Origin of the sequence: Delftia acidovorans SPH-1 (assembly GCF_000018665.1) — a bacterium.
Taxonomy (GTDB): domain Bacteria; phylum Pseudomonadota; class Gammaproteobacteria; order Burkholderiales; family Burkholderiaceae_C; genus Comamonas; species Comamonas acidovorans.
In genome coordinates, this window is sequence record NC_010002.1 from 3,120,972 (window position 1) to 3,141,885 (window position 20,914).

15 protein-coding genes, 1 tRNA gene and 1 pseudogene are annotated in these 20,914 nt (G+C 66.3%); 11 read left to right on the top strand and 6 right to left on the bottom strand.

All coding sequences use genetic code 11. From position 1 onward, the window contains the following. Nucleotides 1-4: 4 nt before the first annotated feature. On the bottom strand, nucleotides 5-3,499 hold the full coding sequence (gene mfd / locus DACI_RS14275) for a transcription-repair coupling factor (RefSeq protein WP_012204696.1): 3,495 nt from the start codon (nucleotides 3,497-3,499) through the stop codon (nucleotides 5-7). A 161-nt stretch (nucleotides 3,500-3,660) separates the two neighbouring features. Here mfd and ispD point away from each other — a divergent pair, with 161 nt between their 5' ends. Continuing rightward, nucleotides 3,661-4,491, top strand: a complete 831-nt coding sequence (gene ispD / locus DACI_RS14280) for a 2-C-methyl-D-erythritol 4-phosphate cytidylyltransferase (protein WP_043781478.1) — start codon at nucleotides 3,661-3,663, stop codon at nucleotides 4,489-4,491. 16 nt (nucleotides 4,492-4,507) lie between these two features. After that, nucleotides 4,508-4,987: a 2-C-methyl-D-erythritol 2,4-cyclodiphosphate synthase gene (gene ispF / locus DACI_RS14285; RefSeq protein WP_013803157.1), complete on the top strand. Its 480-nt coding sequence runs from the start codon at nucleotides 4,508-4,510 to the stop codon at nucleotides 4,985-4,987. 102 nt (nucleotides 4,988-5,089) lie between these two features. On the opposite strand, the gene DACI_RS14290 is transcribed toward ispF, so the two are convergent. Beyond that, nucleotides 5,090-6,592, bottom strand: coding sequence for an ATP-binding protein (locus DACI_RS14290; RefSeq protein ID WP_012204699.1), 1,503 nt, complete (start codon nucleotides 6,590-6,592; stop codon nucleotides 5,090-5,092). A 243-nt stretch (nucleotides 6,593-6,835) separates the two neighbouring features. Then, nucleotides 6,836-7,573, bottom strand: coding sequence for an osmolarity response regulator transcription factor OmpR (gene ompR / locus DACI_RS14295; RefSeq protein ID WP_017404718.1), 738 nt, complete (start codon nucleotides 7,571-7,573; stop codon nucleotides 6,836-6,838). Between the two features lie 305 nt (nucleotides 7,574-7,878). On the opposite strand from ompR, the gene DACI_RS14300 reads away from it, so the two are divergent. Next, on the top strand, nucleotides 7,879-8,625 hold the full coding sequence (locus DACI_RS14300; RefSeq protein ID WP_043781482.1) for an SIMPL domain-containing protein: 747 nt from the start codon (nucleotides 7,879-7,881) through the stop codon (nucleotides 8,623-8,625). A gap of 72 nt (nucleotides 8,626-8,697) precedes the next feature. On the opposite strand, the gene DACI_RS14305 is transcribed toward DACI_RS14300, so the two are convergent. Continuing rightward, nucleotides 8,698-9,492 carry a 3-hydroxybutyrate dehydrogenase gene (locus DACI_RS14305; protein WP_012204702.1) on the bottom strand — a complete coding sequence of 265 codons (795 nt, stop codon included), beginning with the start codon at nucleotides 9,490-9,492 and terminating at the stop codon, nucleotides 8,698-8,700. A gap of 69 nt (nucleotides 9,493-9,561) precedes the next feature. Between DACI_RS14305 and DACI_RS14310 the strand changes: the two genes are divergently transcribed. From DACI_RS14310 to DACI_RS14325, 4 genes and pseudogenes are all read left to right on the top strand, one after another. Next, nucleotides 9,562-10,569: an alpha/beta fold hydrolase gene (locus DACI_RS14310; RefSeq protein WP_012204703.1), complete on the top strand. Its 1,008-nt coding sequence runs from the start codon at nucleotides 9,562-9,564 to the stop codon at nucleotides 10,567-10,569. Beyond that, on the top strand, nucleotides 10,566-12,815 hold the full coding sequence (locus DACI_RS14315) for a RelA/SpoT family protein (RefSeq protein ID WP_012204704.1): 2,250 nt from the start codon (nucleotides 10,566-10,568) through the stop codon (nucleotides 12,813-12,815). Before DACI_RS14310 ends, DACI_RS14315 begins: the two co-directional genes overlap by 4 nt. A gap of 67 nt (nucleotides 12,816-12,882) precedes the next feature. Beyond that, nucleotides 12,883-12,959: transfer RNA gene (locus tag DACI_RS14320), tRNA-Val, on the top strand. A 130-nt stretch (nucleotides 12,960-13,089) separates the two neighbouring features. Then, nucleotides 13,090-13,503, top strand: a pseudogene (locus DACI_RS14325) (DUF1801 domain-containing protein). A gap of 10 nt (nucleotides 13,504-13,513) precedes the next feature. Here DACI_RS14325 and speG read toward each other — a convergent pair. Together speG and DACI_RS14335 are read right to left on the bottom strand one after the other, a co-directional pair. Further along, nucleotides 13,514-14,044 (bottom strand): spermidine N1-acetyltransferase, encoded by a 531-nt coding sequence (gene speG / locus DACI_RS14330; RefSeq protein WP_012204707.1) that lies wholly within the window; start codon nucleotides 14,042-14,044, stop codon nucleotides 13,514-13,516. 4 nt (nucleotides 14,045-14,048) lie between these two features. Next, nucleotides 14,049-14,729, bottom strand: coding sequence for a TetR/AcrR family transcriptional regulator (locus tag DACI_RS14335; RefSeq protein WP_012204708.1), 681 nt, complete (start codon nucleotides 14,727-14,729; stop codon nucleotides 14,049-14,051). Nucleotides 14,730-15,053: 324 nt separating this feature from the next. Between DACI_RS14335 and DACI_RS14340 the strand changes: the two genes are divergently transcribed. The 4 genes from DACI_RS14340 (at nucleotide 15,054) to hydA (ending at nucleotide 20,892) form a co-directional block, all read left to right on the top strand. Next, entirely contained in the window at nucleotides 15,054-16,421 is a 1,368-nt protein-coding gene (locus DACI_RS14340; RefSeq protein ID WP_012204709.1) for an NAD(P)-dependent oxidoreductase, read from the top strand. Nucleotides 16,422-16,455: 34 nt separating this feature from the next. Further along, the gene (gene preA / locus DACI_RS14345) at nucleotides 16,456-17,775 is read left to right on the top strand and encodes an NAD-dependent dihydropyrimidine dehydrogenase subunit PreA (protein WP_012204710.1); all 1,320 of its coding nucleotides are present in this window, start codon (nucleotides 16,456-16,458) and stop codon (nucleotides 17,773-17,775) included. Nucleotides 17,776-17,907: 132 nt separating this feature from the next. Further along, nucleotides 17,908-19,401 carry an NCS1 family nucleobase:cation symporter-1 gene (locus tag DACI_RS14350; RefSeq protein ID WP_012204711.1) on the top strand — a complete coding sequence of 498 codons (1,494 nt, stop codon included), beginning with the start codon at nucleotides 17,908-17,910 and terminating at the stop codon, nucleotides 19,399-19,401. Between the two features lie 30 nt (nucleotides 19,402-19,431). Continuing rightward, nucleotides 19,432-20,892 carry a dihydropyrimidinase gene (gene hydA, locus DACI_RS14355; RefSeq protein WP_012204712.1) on the top strand — a complete coding sequence of 487 codons (1,461 nt, stop codon included), beginning with the start codon at nucleotides 19,432-19,434 and terminating at the stop codon, nucleotides 20,890-20,892. The last annotated feature ends 22 nt before the right edge of the window (nucleotides 20,893-20,914 follow it).

Genomic DNA, 20,914 nt, shown 5'->3' on the forward strand with positions numbered 1-20,914 from the left:
CGTTCTATGCGGGCTGGGCTGCCTTCGCCTCCACCAGCGGCTGGCCCAGGCTGCGCAGCACGTCGCGCACCATCTGGGCGCGGTCCTTGGGGTTGTCCAGGGCACGCTCGATGCGCAGCTTCTCGTTGCCGGCCAGCTTGATGTGCTTGTTCTTCTGGATGAGGTGGATGATGGCCATCGGGTCCACGGGCGGCTGGGGCTTGAAGGTGATGTTGATGACGCCGGGCGCTGCATCCACCTTGACCACGCCGTAGGGCTGGGACAGCACGCGCAGGCGGTGCACGTCGATCAGCGTCTGCGCCTGGGGCGGCAGCTTGCCGAAGCGGTCCACGATTTCTTCGAGCAGGGTGTCGATCTGGTCGCTGGTGCGGGCCGTGGCCAGTTTCTTGTAGAAGGACAGGCGCAGGTGCACGTCGCCGCAGTAGTCGTTGGGCAGCAGGGCCGGCGCGTGCAGGTTGATGTCGGTGGAGGCCGACAGCGGGCTGAGCAGGTCGGGCTCCTTGCCGGCCTTGAGGCTGCGCACGGCCTCCGACAGCATCTCGTTGTAGAGCTGGAAGCCCACCTCCATCATGTTGCCGCTCTGGTTCTCGCCCAGCACCTCGCCGGCGCCGCGGATCTCCAGGTCGTGCATGGCCAGGTAGAAGCCCGAACCCAGTTCCTCCATCTGCTGGATGGCCTCCAGCCGCTGCTGGGCCTGCTTGGTCAGGCTGTCCAGGTCGGGCACCATCAGGTAGGCATAGGCCTGGTGGTGGCTGCGGCCCACGCGGCCGCGCAGCTGGTGCAGCTGGGCCAGGCCGAACTTGTCGGCGCGGCTGATGAGGATGGTGTTGGAGCTGGGCACGTCGATGCCGGTCTCGATGATGGTCGAGCACAGCAATATGTTGTAGCGCTGGGCCACGAAGTCGCGCATCACGCGTTCGAGCTCGCGCTCGGGCATCTGGCCGTGGGCCACGGCAATGCGTGCCTCGGGCAGGATTTCCTCGAGCTTTTGCTTGCGGTTCTCGATGGTCTCGACCTCGTTGTGCAGGAAGTAGCACTGGCCGCCGCGCTTGAGCTCGCGCAGCACGGCCTCGCGGATCACGCCCGTGCCCTCGTTGCGCACAAAGGTCTTGATGGCCAGGCGCCGCTGGGGCGCGGTGGCGATGACGGACAGGTCGCGCAGGCCTTCCAGCGCCATGCCCATGGTGCGCGGGATGGGCGTGGCCGTCAGCGTGAGCACGTCCACCTCGGCGCGCATGGCCTTCATGGCTTCCTTGTGGCGCACGCCGAAGCGGTGCTCCTCGTCGATGATCAGCAGGCCCAGGTTCTTGAACTGCGTGGACTCCGACAGCAGCTTGTGCGTGCCCACGACGATGTCCACCGAGCCGTCGGCAATGCCCTTGACGGCCGCCGTGATCTCCTTGCCCGAGCGAAAGCGCGAGACTTCGGCCACCTTGATCGGCCACTTGGAGAAGCGGTCCACCAGGGTCTGGTAATGCTGCTCGGCCAGCAGCGTGGTGGGCGCGAGAAAGGCTACCTGCTTGCCGCCCGTGATGGCCACGAAGGCCGCGCGCAGCGCCACCTCGGTCTTGCCGAAGCCCACGTCGCCGCAGACCAGGCGGTCCATGGGCTGGGGGCTGATCATGTCCTGGATCACGGCGTGGATGGCAGCGCGCTGGTCCGCCGTTTCCTCGAAGCCGAAGTCGTTGGCGAACTGCTCGTAGTCCTGGGGCGAGTAGCGGAAGGCATGGCCCTGGCGTGCGGCGCGGCGCGCATAGATGTTCAGCAGCTCGGCTGCCGAGTCGCGCACCTGCTCGGCCGCCTTGCGCTTGGCTTTTTCCCACTGCGTGCCGCCGAGCTTGTGCAGCGGAGCGTCCTCGGGCGAGACGCCCGTGTAGCGGCTGATCAGCTGCAACTGGCTGACGGGCACGTAGAGCACGGCGTTGCCCGCGTACTCCAGGTGCAGGAACTCCTGCACGGCCGGCGTGCCGTCAGGGTTCTTCTGGCCCATGTCCATGTTGACCAGGCCCTGGTAGCGGCCGATGCCGTGGTCCGAATGCACCACGGGGTCGCCCACCTTGAGTTCGGACAGGTCCTTGATCAGCGCCTCCACATCGCTGACCTGCTCCTGGCGGCGGCGCCTGCGGCCCGTGGGGCTGGTGGCGAACAGCTCCGTCTCGGTGACGAAGTCCAGGCCTTCCTCCACCCAGGCGAAGCCGTTCATCAGGCCGGCCGTGGCAATGCCCACCTTCTCGCCCGCATCGCCCTGGAACTCGGCCAGCGAGTCGAAGACTGGCGGGTTCACGCCCGAGGCGCGGAAGAAGTCCAGCAGGCTTTCGCGCCGGCCATCGGACTCGGCCAGCAGCAGGATGCGGTGGGCGCTGGTGGCAATGTGCCTTTGCAGGCGCGCCAGCGGGTCTTCCGCGCCGCGCACCACGGACAGGTCCTCCAGCTTCTGGAAGATGGCGCTGTCTGCCACGTCCTCGGTGCCTGGGCGCAGCGCGAGCTGGGCGTGCTCCTTGGCGCGCGTGTAGAACTGATCGGCGGACAGGAACAGCACCTCGGGCGCCAGGGCCGGGCGCTCGGGGTCGCCCTGCACCAGGCGGAAGCGCTCCTTGGTGTCCTGCCAAAAGCGCTGGAAGGCCGGCTCCAGGTCGCCATGCATCACCACGGTGGCATCGGCGCCCAGGTAGTCGAACACGGTGGCCGTTTCGTCGAAGAACAGCGGCAGGTAGTACTCGATGCCGGCCGTGGCAATGCCTTGGCCCATGTCCTTGTAGATGCGGCTGCGCGTGGGATCGCCCTCCAGCAGCTCGCGCCAGCGGTGGCGGAACTTGGCGCGCGCGTCCTCGTCCATGGGGAACTCGCGGCCGGGCAGCAGGCGCACCTCGGGCACGGGGTAGAGGCTGCGCTGGGTGTCGGGGTCGAAGGTGCGGATGGAGTCGATCTCGTCGTCGAACAGATCCACGCGGTAGGGCTGCAGCGAGCCCATCGGGAACAGGTCGATCAGGCCGCCGCGCACCGCGTACTCGCCGTGGCTGACCACCTGGGAGACATGCTGGTAGCCGGCCAGCGTCAGCTGGGCCTTGAGTTTGGCTTCGTCCAGCTTCTGGCCGCTCTTGAACTCGAAGGTGTAGCCGGCCAGGAAGGAGGGCGGCGCCAGCCGGTACAGCGCCGTGGTGGCGGGCACCAGCACCACGTCGGCGCCATGCTCCTTGTCGCGCTGGTTGATGCGCCACAGCGTGGCCAGGCGCTCGCTGATCAGGTCCTGGTGGGGAGAGAAGCTGTCGTAGGGCAGGGTCTCCCAGTCGGGGAACAGCGCGCAGCGCAGGCCCGGGGCGAAGAAGGCCATCTCGTCGATCAGCCGCTGGGCATCCGAGGCGTCGGCCGTGACGATGGCCGTCACCCTGCCTGCAGCCTTCTCGCGCTCGCCCAGGCGGGCCAGCAGCAGGGCATCGGCGCTGCCCACGGGGCGGGGCAGGGTGAAGCGTTTTCCGGGAGTGAGCTTGGGCAGTTCCATGGTGCTTGGACGTGGGCGCCGCAGCGCCTGGGCGAAGTAACGACAAAACCCCTCGGCACGCGCAGAGGGGTATCGAACCATTTTAGCCAGCACGCATGGCGGCCATGCAGGCATGCCCGCATGTCCATGGTGGCGCATGGCCGTCACTACAATGCGCCACCATGACAGATCTGCTTGCGGCGGCTGCGCCCGCGTCCCTGGAGCCGGCCCGCCTGTGGGCCTTGATCCCCTGCGCGGGCACGGGCTCGCGCGCCATCGCACCCGATGCGCCTGCGCCTGAACTGCCCAAGCAATACCACCTGGTGGCCGGTGCGCCCATGGTGGCGCACACGCTGGCCGCCTTTGCGGGCACAGCGCGCGTGCACCACACCCTGGTGGTGATCGCGCCTGGCGACGACTTCTGGCGCCAGGGCCTGCCGGGCCCGTCGCCCACGCGCTATTCCACGGCGGCCTGCGGCGGCGCCACGCGGGCCGAATCCGTGACCAACGGCCTGAAGGAGCTGCTGGCGCGCGGTGCGAGCGCGCATGACTGGGTGCTGGTGCACGACGCCGCGCGCTGCCTGGTGACGCCCGAACTGATCGATGCCCTGATCGACGCCTGCGAGCACGATGCCGTGGGCGGCCTTCTGGCGCACAAGCTGCCCGACACGCTCAAGACAGCCGTGACCGGGCCTGGCGGCGTGCGCGTGGCGGGCACGGTGGACCGCAGCGACAAATGGCTGGCGCAGACGCCGCAGATGTTTCGCATCGCGCCGCTGCTCGACGCCCTGGAGCACGCGGGATCGGCCGTGACCGACGAGGCCAGCGCCATGGAGGCCATGGGCCAGCGCCCGCGCCTGGTGCCCGGCGGCGCGCAGAACTTCAAGGTCACCTATCCCGACGACTTTGCGCTGGCTGCCGCCGTGCTGTCGCAGCGCGCGCATGGCGCGACGCTGGAACGCTACCGGGGCAAGCGCGACCAGCCGCAGGCGTCGGGCAATCCGTTTTTCTGAACCTGGAATGTTTCACATGAATTTTCGTATTGGCGAGGGCTGGGACGTGCATGCCCTGGTGCCCGGGCGCAAGCTGATCCTGGGCGGCATCGAGGTGCCGCATGAACTGGGGCTGCTGGGCCACTCCGATGCCGACGTGCTGCTGCACGCCATCACCGACGCGCTGCTGGGCGGCGCGGCGCTGGGCGACATCGGCCGGCATTTCCCCGACACCGATCCCGAATTCCGCGGCGCCGATTCGCTGGTGCTGCTGGTGGAGGCGGCGCGCCGCGTGCGCGCCACGGGCCTGGAGATTGGCAACATCGACAGCACCATCATTGCCCAGGCCCCCAAGCTGGCGCCGCACATTCCTGCCATGCGCGAGCGCATCGCCACGGCGCTGGGGCTGGCGCTGGACCAAGTCAACGTCAAGGCCAAGACGGCCGAGAAGCTCGGGCCCGTGGGCCAGCAACAGGCCATGGAGGCGCGCGCTGCCGCCTTGCTGTTCCGCGCCTGACCAGCGGGGTGCCATCCCCATGCAAAAGGCCCCGGCGATCGGTCAACGATCGCCGGGGCCTTTGTATTTGCCGAACGTATCTGCCGAACGCGCGCTGCGTGCTCAGTCTTCTCCGTCCAGGGCGCCGTCCTGCGCACGCGGAGGCAGCTGGCGCTTGATCTGCGGGCGCTGCAGACGCTGCTCGGGCTCGGCACCCTTGGCCACTCCCGAGGCACGCTGCAACTGCACATGGGCGACCAGCCCGCCCGTGGAGGAGTTGGACAGCGCAAACACGCCGCCCATGCGCTGCACCGTTTTGTCCACGATGGACAGGCCCAGGCCCGCGCCCGCTGCGGCCGTGCGCGCGGAGTCGCCACGGAAGAAGGGCTGGGTCAGGCTGGCCAGCTGCTCGGGCGGCACGCCACGGCCATGGTCGCGGATGCGAATCACGACCCAGCTTTCGCGCTCCGATGCCGTCACGTCCACGTGGGTGGTTTCGGTCTCGGGCGTCTTGCCGTAGCGGCGTGCGTTCTCGAACAGGTTGGAGATCACGCGCGCCAGTTCCACCTCGTCGGCCAGTACATAGACGCCTTCGGGCACGGCCATGCTGATCTGCAGCTCGCGGTGGTCCTGCACCGCATAGACGCAGGAAGACACCACGGCATGCAGGTTGACGGGGTTGAGGGTCACATGGTCGGGGCGGGCGTAGTCCAGGAATTTGTCGATGGTGGCGTCCAGCTGCACGATGTCGGCCACCATGTGCTCGCGCGCCACGTCGTCCACCACGCTCATCTCGGTCTCCAGCCGCAGGCGGGCCAGTGGCGTGCGCAGGTCGTGGGAGATGCCAGCCAGCATCACCGCGCGGTCCTGCTCCAGCTGGGCGAGTTTCTGCGCCATGCGGTTGAAGCCGATGTTGACCTCGCGGATCTCGCTGGTGACGGCTTCCTCGTCCAGCTGGCTGGCGTCAAAGTCGCCATCTCGCACGCGGTTGGCCGCATAGCTCAACTGCTTGAGCGGCCGGTTGATCAGGCGCGCTATGGCTGCCGCCCCCGCCAGGGACAGCAGGCCGGCCGTGATCAGCCAGATCAGCCAGGTGCGCCCGCTGGCCGGCGTGAAGCGCGAGCGGTCCATCAGCAGCCAGGTGCGGTCGCCATTGATGGTGAAGCCCACCCACAGCCCCGGTTCGCCATTGACGCTGCGCGCCACGATGGTGCCGTAGCCCAGGCGGCGTGTGAGCTCCTCGGTCAGGCGCTTGCCCAGCGTGCTCTGGTCCAGCAGCTCGAAGCTGTCGCCAGGCTCGCGCGGCAGAATGCGCACGCCTTCCTGGTCGGCCATGGTCTTGATCAGCGATACACGGTTGATGGCATCCGAATGCACCAGGGCCGCGCGGCTGAGGTTGACCAGCGAGGCGATCTGCTGGGCGGTGTGCAGCGTGCGCGGCTCGAATTCGAAGGCACGCAGCGTCTGCAGCCACGCCAGGATGCTGCCCACCAGCAGCAGGGCCAGCAGGCAGAAGGTGCGCCAGAAAAGATTGAGTCCCAGCGGAGAGCGCGCAGTCATGCGCCGCTCGTAGTCGAGGGGCGCAGGGCTGGTGGCGTCGTGGGGCGGGACGGTGAAGGAACTCATGGAATGCGGTTCGTCATTCTAGGGGCCGGCTGCGAGATTACGCCTGTGCCGGCCAGCCTGCGTTACCGGTTGTCTCGGTCGACAGAGTGAGGTTTTGGCGCTGCGCATTGTCAACGGCACATAAAACGTTACGGCCCCAACCCAGGGACGCCGAGCAAGAGCCGCCTCGCGGCGAGGGCGTCGTCCCCCTCCCGCGGAGCGAGAGAGGGGGAAGGCGCGCAGCGCCTCAGGGGGTGATGCATTTCAGTTCGCGCCGTCCGGTACGAACACGTAGCCCACACCCCAGACCGTCTGGATATAGCGCGGTGCGGCGGCATCTTCCTCGATCAGCTTGCGCAGGCGCGAGACCTGCACGTCCAGGCTGCGGTCGAAGGGCTCGAACTCGCGGCCGCGCGCCAGCAGGGCCAGCTTCTCGCGCGACAGCGGCTGGCGCGGGTGGCGCACCAGGGCCTTGAGCATGGCGAATTCGCCCGTGGTCAGCGGCAGTTCCTCGCCGTTCTTTTGCAGCACGCGCGTGCCCAGGTCGAAGGTGAAGGGGCCGAAGCTCACCACCTCGTTGTCGCCGGAGGGCGCGCCCGGCGCTTCCTGCGGCGGGCGGCGGCGCAGCACGGCATGGATGCGCGCCAGCAGCTCGCGCGGGTTGAAGGGCTTGCCCAGGTAGTCGTCGGCGCCCACTTCCAGGCCCACGATGCGGTCCACGTCCTCGCCCTTGGCGGTCAGCATGATGATGGGCGTGCGGTCATTGGCCGAGCGCAGGCGGCGGCAGATGGACAGGCCATCCTCGCCGGGCATCATCAGGTCAAGCACGATCAGGTCCACGGTCTCGCGCAGCAGGATGCGGTTCAGCGCCTTGCCATCTTCGGCAATCATGATCTCGAAGCCTTCCTGCGTCAGGTAGCGGCGCAGCAGGTCGCGGATGCGCGCATCGTCATCCACCACCAGGATCTTGTCGGTGCGGTTGGTCGTAGTGGCCATGTTCATCCTCGGTCGGTCATTTGTAACAGCCGCCATTGTTACCAGCTTGCGCTGAAAAGTCTGGTCAAAACCCCGAACTTTTGCCGTGTGTTACAGATGTTGCGTTTAAATTTAGAACGGAAAATGTGTCTTTAGAATATTTAACTATGGGTTCATCGCGTTGATGCATTTATCGTTGCAATAATGTTGTGAATGACGGGGCGAATAGGCCTGAACGGCTCCATACCTGTCACCATCTGGCGGCATGCCGTAGCGAAAGGGCGGCATGCAGTTGTATCCCTGAACTACCTTTCATTTCAAAGGGTGAACGCATGAGCAAGCTTTCCAAACAGCTGTCCCGCCCCTGGGTCAAGTCCGTGGTCGCGGCCACTGCGCTGGCCTGTGCCAGCGGTGCCTGGGCGCAGAACGCCGCCTCGGCGCAGGCACAGCCGGCCAATGTGGTGCAGTTGTCTGCAGAAGGCTCGGTGGATGTGGTGCAGGACCTGCTGACCGCCACCTTGTCGGCCACGCGCGAAGGGCGCGATGCGGCCACGGTCCAGTCCCAACTGCAGAAAGTGGTCGAGGCCGCCATGGCAGTGACCAAGCGCAGCGCCCAGTCGGGCCAGATGGATGTGAGCACCGGCAGCTTCGGCATCTATCCGCGCTATGGCAAGGACAACAAGGTGGAAGGCTGGCAGGGCCGCGCCGAGATTCTTCTGCAGGGCCGCGACTTCGCGCGCATCACGCAGACGGCGGCCCAGGTACAGGACATGACGCTGTCGCAAGTGGGCTTCGGCCTGTCGCGCGAGGCCCGTGAAAAGGTCGAGGGCGAGGCCCAGGCCAAGGCCATCGAACAGTTCAAGCAGCGCGCCTCCACGCTGTCCAAGAGCTTCGGCTTTGCCAACTACAGCCTGCGCGAGGTCAACGTGAGCAGCAGCGATACCTCGGTGCCCATGCCGCGTCCGCGCATGATGGCCATGTCCGCCAAGGCTGCCGGCGCGGAAATGGATGCCGTGTCCGTGGAAGCGGGCAAGGCGCAGGTGATGGTCCATGTTTCGGGTTCGGTGCAGATGTACTGACCGGGTGACCCATCCATGAAAAAAGGAGCGCCGTGGCGCTCCTTTTTTGGCAGTGGTCCTGTCTGGCCGCGATTACTGCGCAGCCCAGCCGCCATCCATGTTCCAGGCCACGCCGCGCACGTTGGCGGCAGCGGGCGAGCAGAAGAACACAGCCAGCTCGCCAAGCTCCTCGGGCGTGGTGAACTGCATCGAGGGTTCCTTTTCGCCCAGCAGCAGCTTCTTGGCCTCTTCGTTGCTGATGCCGTGCTGCTCGGCCTTGGCGTCCACCTGCTTTTGCACCAGCGGCGTCAGCACCCAGCCGGGGCAGATGGCGTTACAGGTGATGCCGGAGGTGGCGTTCTCCAGGGCCGTGACCTTGGTCAGACCGACAATGCCGTGCTTGGCCGCCACATAGGCGGACTTCTGCGCCGAGCCCACCAGGCCGTGCACCGAAGCCACGTTGATGATGCGGCCCCAGCCCTTGCCGCCATCGGCCGCCTGCATCATGGGCAGGACCAGGCGCGAGGTGTGGAAGGCGCTGGACAGGTTGATGGCGATGATGGAATCCCAGCGCTCTGGCGGGAAGTCTTCCACGCGTGCCACGTGCTGGATGCCGGCATTGTTCACGAGGATGTCGATCTGGCCGAAGTTGCGCACGCTGTACTGGACCATGTCCTCGATGTCTGCCACGCGGCTCATGTCGGCACCGTGGTAGGCGACCTGGGCGCCGGCGGCCTGGCCTGCGGCCAGCACTTCGGCCCGCGGGCCGTCCACATCGCCGAAACCATTGAGCACGATATTGGCGCCCTGGCGGGCCAGCGCCTTCGCGATCCCGAGGCCGATTCCGCTGGTCGAACCGGTCACGAGGGCGGTCTTGCCTTTCAACATAGAGAGTCTCCGAATGAATGTACGATGCAACACAGCCATTATCGGCGCCGGCTCCGCGAATGCGTTTCCATGAATCATCCTACGCTGAACTACGTATCCTGCCCGGCAGTTGCCGGGCGTGCCTCACCCTGGAGCCGTACTGCCAGCCCGGCTGCTCAAGATAATGCGTCGCACCGCATGGCCTATTGGGAATGGAATCGCACCGGCGATCCGAACCATCCCCATGTCGTGGTCTGCGTGCACGGCCTGTCGCGCCAGGGGCGTGACTTCGACGTGCTGGCCGAGCGGCTCAGCGAACGCGCCCGCGTGATCTGCCCCGACGTGGTCGGGCGTGGCGAAAGCGACTGGCTGCAGGATCCGGCCGCCTACCAGGTGCCTCTTTACGCAGCCGACATGCTGGCCTTGCTGGCCCAGGTGCATGCGCAGGCGCCTGTCGAACAATTGGATTGGGTGGGCACCAGCATGGGCGGGCTGATCGGCATGGCGCTTGCGGGCCAGCCGGGCCTGCCATTGCCGGTGCCCATCCGCAGGCTGGTGCTCAACGATGTGGGGCCTGTCATCGAGTGGTCTGCCCTGGAGCGCATAGGGCAGTACCTGGGCAAGGGCGTGCATTTTGAAAATCTTGAACAGGCAGCCCATGCGCTGCTCTTGATTTCCGAAGGCTTCGGCCCACATAGCGAAGGGCAATGGTTGCGATTGACGCGACCTATGATGCGCCCGGCCGCCGATGGCGGCCTTGTCTTGCATTACGACCCGCAGATTGCAGTGCCCATGCAGCAGATGACGCCCGAGATGGCCCAGGCCGGCGAAGCGCTGCTGTGGCAGTTGTATGACCAGATCAAGGCACGCGTCTTGCTAGTTCGTGGTGCGCAGTCCGATCTGCTGACTGCGGCCACGGCGCAGGCCATGGCGCAGCGCGGCCCGAAGGCGCATTGCGTGGAATTTGAAGGGGTGGGGCATGCGCCCACCTTCGTCGCAGCAGGGCAGGTGGCCTTGCTGTGCCGGTTCTTATGGGGAGAAGAGCGCTTGCCAAGCACCATGAATCTTGCCGAGCAGGCCAGGGAGAGTGACGAATGAAGACCGCCAGCAGCGAGGCCGCCGTGCAGGCGCCTTCGCCCGCCGCAGCCGCGCAGGGCCAGGTGCCGGCGGTGCTGCCGCACCTGATCACGGCCACGTCGCAGACCCTGCCCGAACAGGTCAACGCGCTGGCCCGCGCGCGCAGCTTTGCCGAGCCGCTGATCGCCACCGAGACCATGGAGTCCGGCGAGAACACGATGGCCCATGCCGATGCGGTGGCCGCCATCCTCAAGACCATCGGTGGTTCCGAAACGATGCAGGCGGCGATCTATCTGGTGCATGCCAGCGTGCACCTGAATCGCCCGCAGGAAGTGATCGCCAAGGCCTTTGGCGAGAACTTCGCCACCCTGGCCGTGGAAACCAACAAGCTCATGCGCGTGCAGCAGCAGGCGCGCGGTGCCGAGCTGGGCGGCCAGTATCTGGACGATGAGGCCACGCAGACCGAGAACGTGCGCAAGATGCTGCTGGGCTTCTCGCGCGATCTGCGTGTCGTGCTGCTGCGGCTGGCCTCGCGCCTGCAGACGTTGCGCTACTACGCGGCCAGCAAGCGCCCGGTCTCTCCCGGCATTGCGCGCGAGGCGCTGACGGTGTTCGCGCCGCTGGCCAACCGCCTGGGCATCTGGCAGATCAAGTGGGAGCTGGAGGATCTGTCCCTGCGCTTCCTGGAGCCCGAGACCTACCGCGAAGTGGCCCGCCTGCTCGATGAAAAGCGCGTGGAGCGCGAAGCCTACATGGAGCAGATGCGGGCACGGCTGGAGGCCGACCTGCGCGCGCACAGCATCAGCGCAACGGTGCAGGGCCGGCCCAAGCACATCTACAGCATCGTCAAGAAGATGCGCGGCAAGTCGCTGAACTTCGACCAGGTCTTCGACATCCGCGCCATGCGTGTCGTCGTGCCCACGATCAAGGACTGCTACGCCACCCTGTCCTGGGTGCATGAGCAGTTCACGCCCATCGAGGCGGAATTCGACGACTACATCGCCAAGCCCAAGCCCAACGGCTACCAGTCGCTGCACACCGTGGTGCGCGACGAGACGGGCCGTGCCATCGAGATCCAGATCCGCACCCAGGCCATGCACGACCATGCCGAGCACGGCGTGGCGGCCCACTGGGCCTACAAGGAGGCGGGCACCAAGGGCTATGCGGGCGTCACCGCCAGCAGCGAGTACGACGCCAAGATCGCCGTGCTGCGCCAGCTGCTGGCCTGGGGCAGCGACCTGGCGGGCGCACACCATCGCGGCCTGTTCGAGGACCGCATCTACGTGCTCACGCCCGACGCGGCCGTCATCGAACTGCCGCAGGGCGCAACGCCCGTGGACTTTGCCTACTCGGTGCACACCAGCCTGGGCCACCGCTGCCGTGGCGCGCGCGTGGATGGCGCCATGGTGCCGCTGAACACACCGCTGCAAAACGGCCAGACCGTGGAGATCACCACGGTCAAGGAAGGCCGCCCCTCGCGCGACTGGCTCAACGCCGACCTGGGCTACCTGACCAGCAACCGTGCCAAGGCCAAGGTGCGTGCCTGGTTCAATGCCCAGGCCACGCACGAGACCGTGGCGCGCGGCCGCGAGGCGGTCGAGAAACTGCTGCAGCGCGAGGGCAAGACGGCCGTCAAGCTGGAGGAGCTGGCCGTTCAGCTCGGCTTCAAATCGGCCGATGCCTTGTTCGAAGTCGTCGGCAAGGATGAATACTCGCTGCGCAACATCGAGACCGTGCTGCGACCGGCCGAGGCGGAGGAAGAAGTCGAGGAATTCTCCCCGGTGCGCAAGGCGCGCGGCACGGACTCGCCCAAGGGCGGCGTGCTGGTCGTTGGCGTGGACTCGCTGATGACCCAGCTGGCCAAGTGCTGCAAGCCTGCGCCGCCGGACGACATCCGGGGCTTCGTCACGCGCGGCAAGGGCGTGAGCGTGCACCGCTCCGACTGCTCCAACTTCCGCGAGATGGCGGCGCGCAATTCCGAGCGCGTGATCGATGTGGCCTGGGGTCAGCCCAAGGCGGCCACCGTGGCCTCGGCCGTCTACCCGGTCGATGTGTCCGTGGAGGCGGCGGACCGGCAGGGCCTGCTGCGCGATATCTCGGAAGTCTTTGCGCGCGAAAAGACCAATGTCATTGGCGTGCAGACCCAGTCCGTCAAGGGAACGGCCTGGATGACCTTCACCGTGGAGGTGGCCGATTCGGGTCGCCTGAGCAAGGTGCTGGGCATCGTGGCCGCCGTGGCGGGCGTGCGTTCGGCGCGGCGGCGTTGAGCATGTTCAGGCATTTTTGCCTGGACGCTGAAAAAGCCGTGCTAGAATCGCTTTCTCGAACAAACACAGGCGCGTAGCTCAGCTGGTTAGAGCACCACCTTGACATGGTGGGGGTCGTTGGTTCGAGTCCAATCGCGCCTACCAATTTTCCATTGCCAGATGGAATGCAAAAAGCCTTCTGATCACTCAGAAGGCTTTTTTGTTTGTGCGTTCTCCCTGTGGTCTTGCCTTGGCCTGTCTTGTGATCGAACATGCATCACTTTGGGAGACATGGATGATCAAGACAGTTTCGCCCGAGGCGGCCGCGTCGGCCTGCGTATTGATCAACCAGCGCATTGCCGAGCTGGGCGGCTGGCGCGGCGAGGTGCTGGCGCATGTGCGCCGGCTCATCGTGCAAGCGCTTCCGGACGTGGCGGAAGAGTGGAAATGGTCGGTGCCGGTCTGGTAGTGCAGCGGCATTCTGTGCACGGGCGAGGCCTACCAATCGGCCGTGAAGCTCACCTTTCCCAAAGGCGCATCGCTGGCCGACCCGCAGCACCTGTTCAACGCCAGCCTTGAAGGCAAGGTGCGCCGTGCCATCGATATCCGCGAGGGCGAGGAGATCGATGCGCAAGCGTTCAAGGACTTGGTGCGCGAGGCAGCCGCCCTCAACGAGGCGGCAGCCAGGAAGAGGTCGCCGAAAGGATGAAGGTCCGCGCTCAGGTGCCGATGCCGGCCTGTGCCTGCAGGTAATCGTTTTGCAGCAGGTACATGCGGATGGCGTTGCGGTACTGGCCGTTGGCGAAGAACTCGTCGATCAGCACGCCTTCCTGCACGAAGCCTATGCGCGCGTAGATGTGGATGGCCTTCTCGTTCTCCTGGTCCACATGGAGAAAGATCTTGTGCAGGTTGAGCGTCTTGAAGCCATAGTCCAGCGCCAGCCGCGTTGCCTGGGCTGCGATGCCCTGGCCTTGCTGCTCGGGGGCGATGATGATCTGGAACTCGGCGCGCCGGTGGATCAGGTCGATCTCCACCAGCTCGACGAGACCGGCGCGATCGCCCTGGTGCTCGACGATGAAGCGGCGCTCGGTCTGGTCGTGCACGTGGGCGTCGTAGAGCGCGGAAAGCTCGTCGAAGGTCTCGTAAGGCTCCTCGAACCAGTAGCGCATGATGGCGGCATTGTTGTTGAGCAGATGCACGGAGCGCAGATCTTCGCGCTCCAGGGGTCTCAGGCGGATGCTGTGATTCATGCGCTCATTGTGCGAGAGCCGCGGTATCCGGCTGCAGGCCACGGATTACCAGCCGGTAGATCAGATCGGCCGCCGTGTCGTAGTCGTCGGCGGTCAGTTCCGACCGGCCCAGCAGCAGCGCGAACTGGGCCTGCTGGTCGGCATAGGCCTGGGTCACGGACCAGAGGATGAACATCAGGTGGGTGAAATCCACGCGGGCAATCTTGCCCTGCGCCACCCAGCGCTCGAAGGCCTGCACGTCTGCTGCCAGCGCCGGGCCCACCTGGCTCGCTATGGCCTGCCCGAAGCGGGGCGCACCGGCCATCACTTCGCGCGTGAAGACACGGGAGCCATGGGGCCGTTCGCGCGAGGACTGCAGCTTGGCCCGGATGTAGATGCGCAAGGCCTCCGCAGGGTCGTCGCCCCGCAGCAGGTCGGACATGCCGGCGAGCCACTGCGTCAGCACGTCGCCCAGCACGCGCAGGTACAGCTCCTCCTTGCTGGCGAAGTAGTACAGCAGGTTGTGGCGGCTCAGACCGGCGTCGTGCGCGATCAGTTCCAGCGATGCGCCTTCGAGGCCGTATTGCGCAAAGTGAAGCTCGGCCGTCTGCAGGATGTTCAGTTCCTTGCGCAGCCGTGCGGCCGTGGGTTTGCGCGTGGCCGATCGCGCCAGGGAAGGGGGCGCATTGTCAGAAAGGGTTGCCATTGCGCAGATGGTAAGTCGGGATAAGTGGCGCCATTTTGGTGCGATTGTCTGGCATCTTTCTTGCTGACGACTTTCTGGGTGATTTTACTGATTGGTAAATTTTTTCACCCGCGTAAATTCCGTTCCACCCCCAGTGCGCCCGACAAGAGGCGTCACTTACACATGCGAGGACCACGATGAAACCTCCGAAGACTGTGTTGTTGGATCCGGGGCCGTTCAGGAGTCCTTCCTGCGGCCCGCCTTGCGTTGTCCGAGATGGCTCGGCGTGCACCTGCATGCCGCGGCCCTTTTCACGCCCTCAATCCTGACTCTGGAGGATGCACCATGGATAGCCCCGCGCAACGCGCCTGCGGCATTGCCGCCGGCCGACTGAACCTGGCCGATTACGCGGCCAATTTCTCCGACGCCCATCCCGCGCTGAACCGTTCCCAGGCCTTGATCGAGGCCGAGCGCTGCTACTACTGCTATGACGCGCCCTGCACCACGGCCTGCCCCACCAGCATCGATGTGCCGGCCTTCATTGCCCGCATTGCCCAGGACAACGTCCGTGGCGCGGCGCGCGAGATCCTGACGGCCAACCCGCTGGGCGGCATGTGCTCCCGCGTCTGTCCCACGGAGCAGCTGTGCGAGCAGGCCTGCGTGCGCAACACCCAGGAAGACAAGCCGGTCGAAATTGGTGCACTGCAACGCTATGCGACCGATGCCTTCATGGCCTCCGGTGGTGCACCGCTGTTCCAGCGTGCCGCCGCCACGGGCCGCAAGGTGGCTGTGGTCGGGGCAGGGCCTGCCGGCCTGACCTGCGCCCATCAGCTGGCGCTGCAGGGCCATGAGGTGGTGCTGTTCGATGCCCGGCCCAAACTGGGCGGGCTCAATGAATACGGCCTGGCCAGCTACAAGACCCCGGGCGATTTTGCGCAGAAGGAAATCGACTGGCTGCTGTCCGTGGGCGGTATCACGCCGCGCAACAACCAGCGGCTGGGGCGAGATTTCACGCTGGATTCGCTGCTGGCAGAGCATGACGCCGTATTCCTCGGCCTGGGCCTGGCGGGCGTCAATGCGCTGGGCACGGCCGAGCCGCAGGCCGAAGGCTTGCGCAATGCGGTGGACTTCATTGCCGACATCCGCCAGGCGGCCGACAAATCCACGGTGCCGGTGGGCCGGCGCGTGGTGGTGATCGGCGGCGGCATGACGGCGGTGGATGCATCCGTGCAGGCCAGGCTGCTGGGCGCCGACGAGGTCACCATGTTCTACCGCCGGGGCAAGGATGCGCTGTCCGCCTCCTGGGTGGAGCAGGAATGGGCACAGACCCATGGCGTCAACCTGCGGCTGTGGGCCGCGCCCCAGGAGATCCTGGTGCAGGACGGCAAGGTCTGCGGCGTGCGCATGGCCAGCACCCGCATGGAGGGCGACAGGCTGCAGGTGACGCAGGAGGTGTTCGACGTGCCGGCCGACATGGTGCTCAAGGCCATTGGCCAGACCTATGTCGCCACGCCGGCGGGCGCGGCCATTGCCCTGCGTGACGGCCGCATCGACACCGACGACGAAGGCCGCACCAGCGTGCCGCGCGTGTGGGCCGGCGGCGACTGCCGCGCCGGCGGCCAGGACCTGACCGTGCAGGCGGTGGAGCACGGCAAGGTCGCCGCGCGGGCCATGCACCAGGCGCTGACCAGCGCCGTGGCGGCCGGGGTTTGAGCGGCTGTGCCCGCGCTTTTCAAGGAGCATCGACATGGCAGACATCAGCAGCCGCTTTCTGGGCATTTCCAGCCCCAATCCGTTCTGGCTGGCCTCGGCACCGCCCACGGACAAGGAGATCAACGTCACCCGCGCATTCGAGGCCGGCTGGGGCGGCGTGGTGTGGAAGACGCTGGGCGAGGACCCGCATGTGGTCAACGTGAACGGGCCGCGCTACTCCACCCTCATGGCGCAGGACCGGCGCGTGATGGGCCTGAACAACATCGAGCTGATCACCGACCGGCCGCTGCGCACCAACCTGGAGGAGATGACCCGCGTGAAGAAGGCCTGGCCTGACCGCGCGCTGATCGCCTCGCTGATGGTGCCCTGCGTGGAGGAAAGCTGGAAGCGCATCCTGCCCATGGTGGAGGACACCGGCGCCGACGGGCTGGAGCTGAACTTCGGCTGCCCGCACGGCATGAGCGAGCGCGGCATGGGCGCGGCCGTGGGCCAGGTGCCCGAGTACATCCAGATGGTCACGCAGTGGTGCAAGCAGTACAGCCGGCTGCCCGTGATCGTGAAGCTCACGCCCAACATCACCGACGTGCGCTTTCCCGCGCGTGCGGCCAAGGCCGGCGGCGCGGATGCGGTGTCCCTGATCAACACCATCAACTCGCTGATGGGCGTGAATCTGGACACCCTGGTCATGCACCCCAGCACCGACGGCCAGGGCTCGCACGGCGGCTACTGCGGCCCGGCCGTGAAACCCATCGCCCAGAACATGGTGGCCGAGATCGCGCGCGATCCGCAGACGGCGGGCCTGCCCATATCGGGGATCGGGGGCATCACCACCTGGAAGGACGCGGCCGAATACATTGCGCTGGGATGCGGCAATGTCCAGGTGTGCACGGCGGCCATGGTCTACGGCTTTCGCATCGTGCAGGACATGTGCGACGGGCTGTCCAACTACATGGACGCGCACGGCTTTGCGCGCATCGAGGACTTCCAGGGCCGGGCCGTGCCCACGGTCAGGGACTGGAAGGACCTCAACCTCAACCACATCGAAAAGGCCGTCATCAACCAGGACAGCTGCATCCAGTGCGGGCGCTGCCACGTGGCCTGCGAGGACACCTCCCACCAGGCCATCACCTTCAGCAAGGAGGGCGGTGTGCGCCGGTTCGAGGTGGATGACACCGAATGCGTGGGCTGCAACCTGTGCGTGTCCATCTGCCCCGTGCCCGAGTGCATCACCATGCGCAGCCTGCAGCCGGGCGAGGTGGACCCCCGCACCGGCCAGACGGTCACCGGGGAGTATGCGAACTGGACCACGCATCCGAACAACCCCATGCGCCAGGCCGTGACGGCGCAGGGCTAGAGGGGGCATTGCGGCAGGTCGGCGCACGGCCCGCATCCGGGCCGACCTGGCACGAAATGCGCTTGATGGAAAAGGTCAGACCCTGGATCAGCAATGGATTGGTGATTTCTCTCTTCGAGAAGGAGCTTCGCAATGTCGCATGCCCCGCATTCCGGTGAGTCCGCAGGCAGCCTGTGGAACCACGATCTCGCACCCACGCTGCCTAGCCAGCGAACCTGGACCTGGTACCACTTCGCCGCCTTGTGGATAGGCATGGTGATGTGCATTCCGGCGTACACGCTGGCCGCCAGCATGATCACGAACGGAATGTCGTGGTCGCAGGCGGTGATGACGGTGTTCCTGGGCAATCTCATCGTGCTGATTCCCATGCTGCTCATCGGCCATGCCGGGGCCAGGTACGGCATTCCTTTCGCTGTGCTGGCCCGAGCCTCATTCGGCACCCACGGGGCCAAGCTGCCCGCCCTGCTGCGCGCCCTGGTGGCCTGTGGCTGGTACGGCATCCAGACCTGGTTCGGCGGCATGATGATCTACACCCTGCTGGGCGTGCTGCTGGGCCATCCGCTGGAAGGCGAGAAGATCGCGGGCCTGGGCATCAATGTGGGGCAGCTGGTGTGCTTTCTGGTGTTCTGGGCGATCCAGTTCTACTTCGTGGTGCATGGCATCGAGTCCATCCGCAAGCTGGAGACCTGGACTGCGCCGCTCAAGATCCTGATCTGCTTCGTGCTGCTGGGATGGGTCTACCAGAAGGCCGGCGGCTTCGGTCCCATCATGGAGCAGCCTTCGCAGTACGCGCCGGGCGGCTCCAAGGCGGGCCAGTTCATGTCGGTGTTCTGGCCGTCGCTGACGGCCATGGTGGGCTTCTGGGCCACGCTGGCGCTGAACATTCCGGACTTCACGCGCTTTGCCAAGTCGCAGAAGGACCAGGTCGTGGGCCAGGCCATCGGCCTGCCCGTGCCCATGGGGCTGCTGGCCATGCTGGCGGTGGTGGTGACATCGGGCACCGTGGTGATCTACGGCAAGGCCCTGTGGGACCCCGTGGATGTCGCCAGCCGCATGACGGGGGCGGCCGTGCTGATCGCGCTGATCGTGCTGCTGATCGACACCGTGAGCGTGAACCTGGCGGCCAACCTGGTGGGGCCGGCCTATGACTTCTCCGCCCTGGCGCCCAAGAAGATCAGCTACCGCGTGGGCGGCTACATGACGGTGGCCATTGCCATCGTGATGATGCCCTGGAAGATCCTGGAATCGACCGAGGGCTACATCTTCACCTGGCTGATCGGCTACTCGGCCCTGCTGGGGCCGATCGCGGGCATTCTGATGGTGGACTACTTCCTGGTGCGCAAAAAGCAGCTGGTGGTGGAAGACCTGTACAGGGAAGAGGGCGCCTACCGCTACTCCAACGGCTGGAACTGGGTGGCCGTGGCGGCCTTCGCCCTGGGCGTGGCGCCCAACCTGCCCGGCTTCCTGCACGCGGCGTTCCCCGCTGCATTCCCGAACGTGGGTGATTTCTTCAAGCATGCCTATGACTACGCATGGTTCATCGGCCTGTTCATTGCCGGCGTGGTCTACCGCATCGGCATGGCAGGCCAGGTGACCAAGGGTGCTCCCGCGCTGAGCAAGGCATAGGCCGGACCAACCAACAGGAGGCATGAAGCTATGGGTCAATCACAGGGTTCGGTATGGGTGCGTGGCGGCACGGTGGTGAATGCAGACCGGCAGGAGAAGGCCGATGTGCTGTGTGTCGATGGGGCGATTGCGGCCGTGGGGCCGGATGTGGCGGCCCTGGTGCCGGGCGGGGCGCAGGTGATCGATGCCTCGGGGCAGTTCGTCATGCCCGGCGGCATCGATCCGCACACCCACATGCAACTGCCCTTCATGGGCACGGTCACGGCCGATGACTTCTACACCGGCACGGCGGCGGCGCTGGCCGGTGGCACCACCAGCATCATCGACTTCGTCATTCCCGATCCGCAGGAGCCGCTGCTGGACGCCTACCGCAAATGGCGCGGCTGGGCCGAGAAGGCTGCGGCCGACTACTCCTTCCACGTGGCCGTCACCTGGTGGAGCGACAGCGTCCATGCCGACATGGGCACGCTGGTGCGCGAGGAGGGCATCAACAGCTTCAAGCACTTCATGGCCTACAAGAACGCCATCATGTGCGACGACGAAACCCTGGTGAACAGCTTCAAGCGCGCGCTGGAGCTGGGCGCCATGCCCACGGTGCATGCCGAAAACGGCGAGCTGGTCTACCTGCTGCAGCAGGAAGTGGCCAAGATGGGCATCACCGGGCCCGAGGGCCATCCGCTGGCCCGCCCGCCCATGGTGGAGGCCGAGGCGGCCAACCGCGCCATCGCCATCGCCGGCGTGCTGGGCGTGCCCATCTACGTGGTGCACGTCAGCTGCACCGAGGCGGCGCAGGCCATTGCCGCTGCCCGTGCGCGCGGCCAGCGTGTGTATGGCGAGGTGCTGGCCGGCCATCTGGTGATCGACGAAAGCGTGTACCGCGACCCCGACTTCGCCAAGGCCGCCGCCCACGTGATGAGCCCGCCCTTTCGCGCCAAGGGCCACCAGGAGGCTTTGTGGCAGGGCCTGCAGTCGGGCCAGCTGCACACCACGGCCACCGACCATTGCACCTTCTGCGCCGCGCAGAAAGCCATGGGCCGGGACAACTTCGCCAAGATCCCCAACGGCACCGGCGGCGTGGAAGAGCGCCTGGCCGTGATCTGGGATGCGGGCGTGAACACCGGCCGGCTGACGCCCAGCGAATTCGTGGCCATCACCTCGGCCAACACCGCCCGGCTGTTCAACATCTATCCGCGCAAGGGCCTGGTCGGCGTGGGGGCCGATGCCGATCTGGTCGTCTGGGACCCTGCCGCCACGCACACCCTGTCGGTCAAGACCCAGCATTCCAAGGGTGACTACAACATCTTCGAGGGCCGCACCGTGCAGGGCATGCCCAGCCACACCATCAGCCAGGGCGTGGTGGCCTATGCGAAGGGCGATCTGCGCGCCGAGATGGGCAAGGGGCGCTATATCAAGCGCCCGGCCTTCGGCCCCAACTTCGACGCGGTGCAGCGCCGCGCCGCCACGCTGCAGCCCACGGCCGTGGCGCGCTGAAGCCCGCATGACAAGGAGACCG